At 59.6% G+C, this 8082-nt stretch carries 6 protein-coding genes; 3 read left to right on the top strand and 3 right to left on the bottom strand.

The window, feature by feature from the left end; all coding sequences use genetic code 11:
- Window positions 1-294 precede the first annotated feature (294 nt).
- The gene (locus ACESNB_RS10600; protein WP_373007054.1) at window positions 295-2556 is read right to left on the bottom strand and encodes a TonB-dependent receptor; all 2262 of its coding nucleotides are present in this window, start codon (window positions 2554-2556) and stop codon (window positions 295-297) included.
- Between the two features lie 186 nt (window positions 2557-2742).
- On the opposite strand from ACESNB_RS10600, the gene ACESNB_RS10595 reads away from it, so the two are divergent.
- Window positions 2743-3288, top strand: a complete 546-nt coding sequence (locus tag ACESNB_RS10595) for an aspartyl/asparaginyl beta-hydroxylase domain-containing protein (RefSeq protein ID WP_373007052.1) — start codon at window positions 2743-2745, stop codon at window positions 3286-3288.
- A 5-nt stretch (window positions 3289-3293) separates the two neighbouring features.
- A complete protein-coding gene (locus ACESNB_RS10590) occupies window positions 3294-4208 on the top strand; it encodes a hypothetical protein (protein WP_373007050.1) in 915 nt (304 codons plus the stop codon).
- Here ACESNB_RS10590 and ACESNB_RS10585 read toward each other — a convergent pair.
- Window positions 4205-5971 (bottom strand): sulfotransferase, encoded by a 1767-nt coding sequence (locus ACESNB_RS10585; protein WP_373007048.1) that lies wholly within the window; start codon window positions 5969-5971, stop codon window positions 4205-4207. The genes ACESNB_RS10590 and ACESNB_RS10585 overlap by 4 nt on opposite strands.
- A 114-nt stretch (window positions 5972-6085) precedes the next feature.
- Here ACESNB_RS10585 and ACESNB_RS10580 point away from each other — a divergent pair, with 114 nt between their 5' ends.
- Window positions 6086-7063 (top strand): endonuclease/exonuclease/phosphatase family protein, encoded by a 978-nt coding sequence (locus ACESNB_RS10580; protein ID WP_373007046.1) that lies wholly within the window; start codon window positions 6086-6088, stop codon window positions 7061-7063.
- A 344-nt stretch (window positions 7064-7407) separates the two neighbouring features.
- Here ACESNB_RS10580 and ACESNB_RS10575 read toward each other — a convergent pair whose 3' ends face one another.
- Window positions 7408-8070 (bottom strand): IS6 family transposase, encoded by a 663-nt coding sequence (locus ACESNB_RS10575; protein ID WP_373007056.1) that lies wholly within the window; start codon window positions 8068-8070, stop codon window positions 7408-7410.
- Window positions 8071-8082: the final 12 nt, after the last annotated feature.

Raw genomic sequence — 8082 nt, 5'->3', positions numbered from 1 at the left:
CTCGACGCGCAAAATCAACAATGTTACTCGTTTCCATGGTGGTGTATCTCCTTGGGTTGGGTTGCTGTCTCACAACAACAAAACAACCAGATACGCCGCCAACCTTCAAACCGCTCAAACACCAGATTCAGTCATAGCTCGTTCTTGGCCATTGCCTAAGGCTAAACACTTGGATTGGTCATCTCAAGCCCGGTTATCCTGACAATGCCCCGTGCAGCATATCCCGAACACTGCTCCGAAATATTCAGGCCCCCAGAAGTTCCTTGCGCTTGGTAGGCCCTATTGTCAGGACGACTAGAACTTTCGAGATACCGTGATGCCGAGTTCCCGCGGGCGCGTTACGTTGCGACTGTTCTTATAAGAGGCCGGGCTGATATAGAGCACGCCGCGCTTGTCGAACGCGTTATTGAGGAAGAGGTTCACGGTCCAGTTATCCTTGTCCAGGCCTATCTGGAAGTTCGTCAAGTCGTAGGATTTCAGATTCTGAGCCGCCGCTGGGTCGACACTATTCAGACTGTCGCCCGTAAAGCTGTAATCGGCCCGGATATATCCCTCTCCGCCAAGGCTGCGCAGTGGCACGCGATACTCACCGAAGGCTGCGAATTTGAGTTCAGGCGTCACGGGCAGGCGCGTACCCGCCGGTGCATTCAGGAAGTCGCTCGGTTCCGACAGGCTGGCATCCAGAATGGATCCTGACACGCCAACCTGAAGATGGTCACTGACCAGCGCGTTGAGTTCCGCCTCGACGCCCTTGATTTCCGCCTGGCCGACATTGGCCGTGACGAAGAAGAAAGTGGACGGATCCGGGTTCTTGATTTCGAGCTGGAAATCATCCCAGGTCATGTAGAAGGCGGCCGCATTGAATACGATGCGCCCGTCCGCCCATTCGGACTTGAGGCCGAGTTCATAGTTGGACAATTTGTCGGCATCATATTGGAGCGGCACAAGGATGCCGGGTCGGTCGCGGTTGGCGCCGCCGAGCCGGAAGCCCTGGGAGAACGTGCCATAAACGAGAAGGTCCTCGTTCGGCTGCCAGGCGAGGCTGATCTTGGGTGTAAAGCCGTTCTCAGGCGCCTTAAGGATCGAATTCTCGATATTCAGGCCTTCAGGAATATCGGTAATGATCGACCCGTCATTATTGGCATCGAAGTAGCGCCCGCCGATCGTCCCTGTCAGCTTGTCGGTGAACTTGTAAGAGACTTCTCCAAACACGGCTGACTGGTTCTGGTCATAGGCGACACGCTGCGAGAAATAGATGTCCGTGGGTTCGGTGAGATAGGCTGCGACCTCGGCATAGGATGGCGTCAGAGGGTAGTCGACGATATTGGCGCCCGCGACCGTGTCGCCTTTGATCTTCTCGTAAAAGGCGCCGACGATCCAGCCCCAGCGCGAGTCGTCCTTGGAGGACAGCCTGACTTCCTGGGCGGTCCGTCGTTCCTTGAGCTTGAAATCATAGAAGCCGACGGGATCCGGGCCAAAATCATAGAAAGAATAATAGGCAGGATCAGCCGCTGCGAGCCCTGTCAGGAACTGCATGTAAGCCGTGTTGTCGGCAATGGAGTCGATATCGCGCCGGAAATAGGAGGTCGCCACGACAAGGTCTGCAAAACCGAGATCGCCGTCCACCGTCAGTGAGATCTGGTCCCATTCATCCTTGTAATGCTCGTCGAAAAACTTCACGACCTTGAGGTCGCCAACGGACGGATCATAGTCGGAAAGGCCGTCAATGTCGGCTGTCTGGAAGGCGGCACCTGCTGTCACAGTCCATCGGTCGTTGAGGTTCGCGCGGACGGAGGCGCGACCGCCATAGGATTTGCGGCTGTCGAAATTATCCTTCGCCAAGCCTGCATTCGTGACCGTGCCGCCGGGTGTCGGGCCGAGGACGTTATCCACATAGCCGCCTTCTTCGCCGTAGAAGCCGACGAGGCGCACAGCGACCTTGTCCTTCACGACAGGCAAGTTGACCATGCCATTCACGTCGTACGAGGCGTCGCCGCCGTCAACCGACTTGGCTGTGCCTTCGGCATAGCCTTCAAAGCCCGTTGTATCAGGCTTGTTGGTGATGATCTTCAGGGTGCCGGACTGGGAGCTGGCACCGTAGAGTGTGCCCTGGGGTCCGTTGAGCACTTCGATACGCTCGACATCGACAATGCGTATATCAGGGGTCTGCGCATTGGACGTCAGGGGCTGCTCGTCGAGATAGATACCGGCAGAAGACTGCCCTGTGCGGGTACCGGTGCTTTCGGCAACGCCGCGGATCACCAGCTTGGTCCGGCCGGGCCCTTCGGAGTTGAACGAGATACTTGGCGCAAAGCGCGCATAGTCTTCAAAACCGGTCACGTTCAACCGCTCAATCGCGGCTTCATCGAAGGCCTGGACGCTCGCGGGCACATCCTGAAGGCTTTCTTCGCGCTTGCGCACAGTGACCGTCACAGTTTCGAGTTCAAGCCGCTCGTCGACTTGCGCAGAGGCCTGAAAAGCGTTTCCAAAGCCTGTCATCAGGGCAATCGCCGAGACAGATCCAATCAGATAACGCGTGCGCAAAGAACCGTTCATGTATCCACCCCGTGTCGTTGCAGTCATCAGAACCATGTCGATCCGGACGCCGGAAACCCAGATGGGCTATGTCTCTCAAAGCAGGGCGCAGCCAGTGAATTTTTTGCGACGTGCGCGCTTCAGCTTGATTTCGTGAACGGAGGGTGTTGAGAACGCCCTGCGTGCATTTCAATGGCGGGTGGCAGCATGGATTTTGGTAATCGCGTGCGGTCCCTCGGGGCAGTCGATGCCGCTCCCTTGCGTGATCGCATCCTTACCCAACCGCCTGAGGCATGGACCGAGTTCGGATTGCGCCAGCGCGCCTATGACGTCCATCATGATACAGAATCGATCGTGCTCGTGTTCTGCGACGAAGCCTGGCCTGACGTCACGGTATCGCGTCAACCCGGGTGGGACAGGCTCGCGGATCTCGCGATCCCGCTGATGCATGAAGTGATCGCGCGGGCCTATCCGAAGGGGGGTACGATCCTTCGCGCGATGGCGGCGAAACTGAAGGCGGGCGGGCGGATCAAGCCGCATATCGATGCGCTGGCCTCATTCCGCGCCGGTCACCGTATCCATGTCCCCCTGACCACAAATCCCGGCGTGCGTTTCACGCTGGACGGCCGCCCCCTGCCAATGGTGTTGGGCGAGGCGTGCGAGATCAACAATCAAAAGGTGCATAGCGTGATGAATGCGGGACGCGAGGACCGCATCAGTTTCATTTTCGACTACCTGCCACCGGAGGTCTGAGCGCGATGGTCACGTTCATCGCCACATCCGTCGTGCGGGGCGCGGCGCAAGGCGAAAGCCATGGCGGCATCTATCTGGCCGATTTCGAAGCCGAGCGTATCACGCAGCCTGTCGACTGGAACACGATGCAAATCGACTGGGCCGGCCGCGGCTGGGACAGGGGCCTGCGCGGCATCGCGTTCGGACCTGACGAGGTCTACGTTGCGGCGAGCGACGAATTGTTCGTCTATGATCCGGACTTCCAGTTGAAGGCCTCATGGCGCAATCCCTACCTGCGTCATTGTCACGAGATCTCGCGGCGCGGCGACATGATCTTCCTGACGTCCACAGGCTTCGATTGCATTCTTGGCTTCGATGTAAAGGCGGAAGATTTTGTCTGGGGACTCAGCCTGACGCCGACAGGTGAGCGCTTGGGCTTCAGAAGTTTCGACCCCCGACAGAAGGGCGGCCCGGAGGGATCCAATGCGCTGCACCTCAACAGTGTCAGCGCCACGGAGAACGGTCTGTTCTTGTCCGGCCTGCACACAACAGGCCTGATGCGCTATGACGGCAAGCACCTGTCAATTGTCGCCTCCTTGCCCCAGGGGAGTCATAATACGCAGCCCCTTGGAGACGGTATCGTGTTCAATGATACGGGTGCTGACCTGCTGCGATTCGTGACACCGTCGCGGCAACTGACATTTCAGGTCCCCCACTATGCGCCAGACACTCTGACACATACGCAATTTGGGGATGGTCGCGTGGCCCGGCAGGGCTTTGCGCGCGGGCTCTGCGTTGTGAGTAGCACTCTGGTGGCCGGAGGTTCGTCACCCTCGACGATTACCCTGCATGACCTTGCGGCGAACCGCTCTCTTCAAACTGTGACCCTATCGCGTGACGTGCGCAATGCCATTCACGGGCTGGAAGTCTGGCCCTTCTAGCGGCCGGCCTGGCGCACGCGCTCCGGCAAGTCGTCAAGGATATCGGCGAGCTGGTCTTTCAGTCCGGCGAGTTCGACTTCAAACCGCCGCCAGGTCTGGAGCCCACCGGCATGCAGGGGCTGGCGCACCTGTTCCGAGCTTGCCGTCTTTACAGCGCGGTCGGTCTCGTGGAAATTGAGACAGGCCGCCTCGAAAGGCAGGCCGCAAAAGTCCAGCAGGCGCCGTGTCTGGGCCGCCTGGTCGAGCACCATGTCCTCATAGTTCATGCGCAGGACAAATCCCGGCAGGACCGTGTCCCACCAGTCCATCATGCGGACATATTGTCGGTAGTATTCGCCGAGTTCGAACAGGTCATAAGTGAACGTCTGGCCCTGCGCGAAGAGCTGCTTGAACGCGCCCATGCAACTATCCAGCGGGTGACGGCGCGCGTCGATGACCTTGGCATGGGGCAGGATCAGCCGGATCAGGCCGATGCTCGGAAAATTGTTCGGCATCTTGTCTGTGAAATAGGGCGCATCCGCACGATGCTCGTTAGTCCGGGCTATATAGGCGCGGCCAAGGGCAGCGAAATCAGCCCTGCCAAGATCCCGCACGGCTTCGGGATAAGTGACATCATCCGACCGGTACTTGCCGACGGAAACGGCGAGCTTGCCGAGATCGGCCAGTTCGCTTGTCCCATCGACTAGGCTGTGGCTGGCGAGGATCTGCTCGATCAATGTGGAGCCAGAGCGGGGCAAGCCAACGATGAAGATCGGGGCAGGGTCCGGGTGACCTGATCCCTCCATGGATGCAAAGAAACGCGCGTCGAAGACGTTGACGATCCGGTCGTTCACGGTCTCGGTCATAACGGGGTCATAAGCGACGCTCGCGCGCCGGCGGGCATTGCCATTAGCATATTGGGCGAACGCCGTCTTGTAGGCCTTACGGTCTTCGAACGCCTTGCCAAGCGCAAACTCAATGCTCACGCGCGCCGCATCACCGAGGCCAGCCTGATCGAGCAGACCCTGCATCTGCGACACCTCGGCATCAGAGAAGCGATAGGTCTTTAGATTGGCAAGGCTCCACCAGACCTCGCCATAGGCGGGGTTGACGGCAAGACAGTCGCGATAGGCCGTAATGGCCTCATCCTGCCGCCCGATCGTTTTCAGGACATGGCCTAGTCCGATCAGCGCGCCCGGATGCCGTGGCTGCGCCTGCAGCACCGCCCGATAGGCGCCGGCCGCTTCGGTCTGGTCGCCGGCGGCTGCGAGTGCGTTGCCAAGGTTGAACAGCGCCTGCGGTTCGCCGGGGTCCAGTGTGAGGGCATGCCGGAACGTGTCGACAGCGTCTCCGGCGCGGCCCGTCTCTGTGAGGAGACTGCCGAGATTGTTCCACGCAAACGCAAAGTCCGGCGCAAGATCTACCGCGCGGCGAAGGGCCGTCTCGGCCTCCTCGAACCGGCCGTCCTGTGACAGGGCAACCCCGAGGAGGCGCCAGGCATCGACTTGCCCGGGATTTCGGGACAGGACCGCGCGATAAAGCCTGATTGCGACCTGGATATCGCCGGCCTGTTGGTGCTCGGCCGCCTCGGCAATTATCGCCAAATCCTGGGAGAGGTCGAAATAGCGCGCGAACATGTGGTCGGCCTCAGCGCCGCAGCCTGCCGACGCGTATAGGCGTCCGGCCTTGCGAAAAAGGTCGGCTGCCTGCGCACGGTCGCCGCCCTCCAGGACGGTTTGCGCCTGCGCCGCCATCTCGTCTGCAGGACTTCCGGTGGGGCTCATTCAGGATGCCTTCGATACCGCTTCGTCTCGCGCATAGCCATAAAGCCGATGCCTGTCATCACACCGACACGTACCGCATGATAGGAAAATGGAATATCATGCAGGGAGCAGCATATGCCGCGCTGGACAATACTGATGGCGCTGGCTGGCCTTGCCGCCTGCGCGACCCAACCAATAGCGGCGCCCGTGCAGCTCAAGGTGTTGAGCTTCAACAGCTGGGGCGCGGGCGGCAACCAGGGCAAGCCCATTGACGAGACCCTCGCCGTCTTGCGGGCGGTGGATGCCGACATCATTGGCCTGCAGGAGACGCAGCTCGAAGGCGATGTCTGCGAGGCTGAGGTCTGTCCACCCAAAGGGCCGAGTGCGGCGCCCGCGCTTGCACAGGCGCTTGGCTATTACCTCTATGAGCAGACGGGGAAGAATGACGCCCTATGGGCAAATGCCATCCTGAGCCGGTATCCCATCACGGGCGCGACGCCCAATGATCTCGGTGTGGCAATCAATGTTCAGGGCCACACTGTATATGCATTCAATGTCCACTTCACGGACTATCCCTACCAGCCCTACCAGTTCGCCCATATTCCCTATGGCGACGCGCCCTTCCTGGCGACATCCGAGGAAGGGGTCGCCGCCGCACGCGCGGCCAGGGGCGAGGCGGTTGACCTGCTCGTGAAGGAATTGCCAGCATCCGACGGCGCCGAAGCGGCCTTCATTTTCGGTGACTTCAACGAACCTTCGGGACGCGACTGGACCGCCCGGGCCGTCGAGGCCGGAATGCAGCCCGCCATCGTCGCCTATCCTTCATCGGGTGCGCTGGAGGCAGCTGGATTCGTCGATGCCTATCGCGCAGTCTATCCGGACGAGATCGCTCATCCCGGGCTGACATGGACGCCGACCACGACCGCAGACGATCCGGCAGACCGGCATGACCGGATTGACTATGTCTTCGTGCGCGGCGCTGGCGTTGACATTGTCGATGCATCCATCGTCGGAGAGGCTTCGCCGCCTGCAGAAATGGCCGTGACGCCCTGGCCCTCAGATCACCGGGCCGTTATGGCAACCGTCTCATTCCCCACCCGTCCTGGCGAGTAAACCAGCTGACTTGAACCGACCCCGAAATTAACTCTGCCACGGCGCTTCCAGGGTGGCGCAAAAGCCCTGCTGCAACCTTCCGGAGGAGGGGCGTGCGAAAGCGTCAAGGACTCTGGCGGACGCCCTTTGGGCGCAGCGACGCTGTTACAATAACTTCAAATGGGCTTCACGAATTCGTCGCGCTTCTCCTTCAAGAGCGGGAGCATAAATCCGAAGGCCCAACATGCAGGCGAAGCCATCCTGTCCGGACGACGCAACGCTGCCCGGCACATTTACCGATACGGCGAGCGGGGTGCTGTCAGTCTAATGCGAACCAGTCTCCGTTATTCGCGAACAAGCAAATGCTAGGCGACGAGAAGGTCGCGCCATTCGCGAAGAGCGGCGTCACGCATTGTTTTGAACCGAGCCCTCCTATTGATATTTCTCTGATGATTGAAGTGATTGTGCACTGACGAATGAATTGAGACGAACTTCTGCAGACTTCGCATACGCCGAAATCGGGACATCGCCCGCTCGCGCCTTCGGAAAGGGAGGTGTGAATTCTCGGCGCGGTTGTTGAGATGGCGTCCAGTTTCCTGGCGACCTTCGCTCCCAATCACCTTCCTGGCTGCTCGATACGACGGGCATCTATCCGTGACGACAACATGCGGATTGCCGCACCGCTTCATTGCTTTCTTGAGGAATTTCAACGCAGCAGCCTTATCCCGCTTTTTCGTGACATAGGATTCCAGGACTTCGCCTTCGTGGTCGACAGCGCGCCAAAGATAATGGCGCTGTCCTCGAATTTTGACGAAGACCTCATCCAGGTGCCACTGCCATTGCGGACTCCTTCGCATCGACTCTGAGCGCCGCTTCCTGATCTGATGAGCGAAGTAAGTCCCGAACCGATCCACCCAGAAGCGGACACTTTCGTGACAGATATCGATCCCGCGTTCGTGGAGAAGGTCCTCGACGTTGCGCAGAGACAGGGGGAATCTGACATACATCATCACGCCAAGCTGGATGATCTCAGGCGAGGT

Source organism: Hyphomonas sp. (assembly GCF_041689225.1).
Taxonomy (GTDB): Bacteria; Pseudomonadota; Alphaproteobacteria; order Caulobacterales; family Hyphomonadaceae; genus Hyphomonas.
Note: the sequence above shows the minus strand (reverse complement) of the source record. Positions and strands in the feature narration are given on the sequence as shown.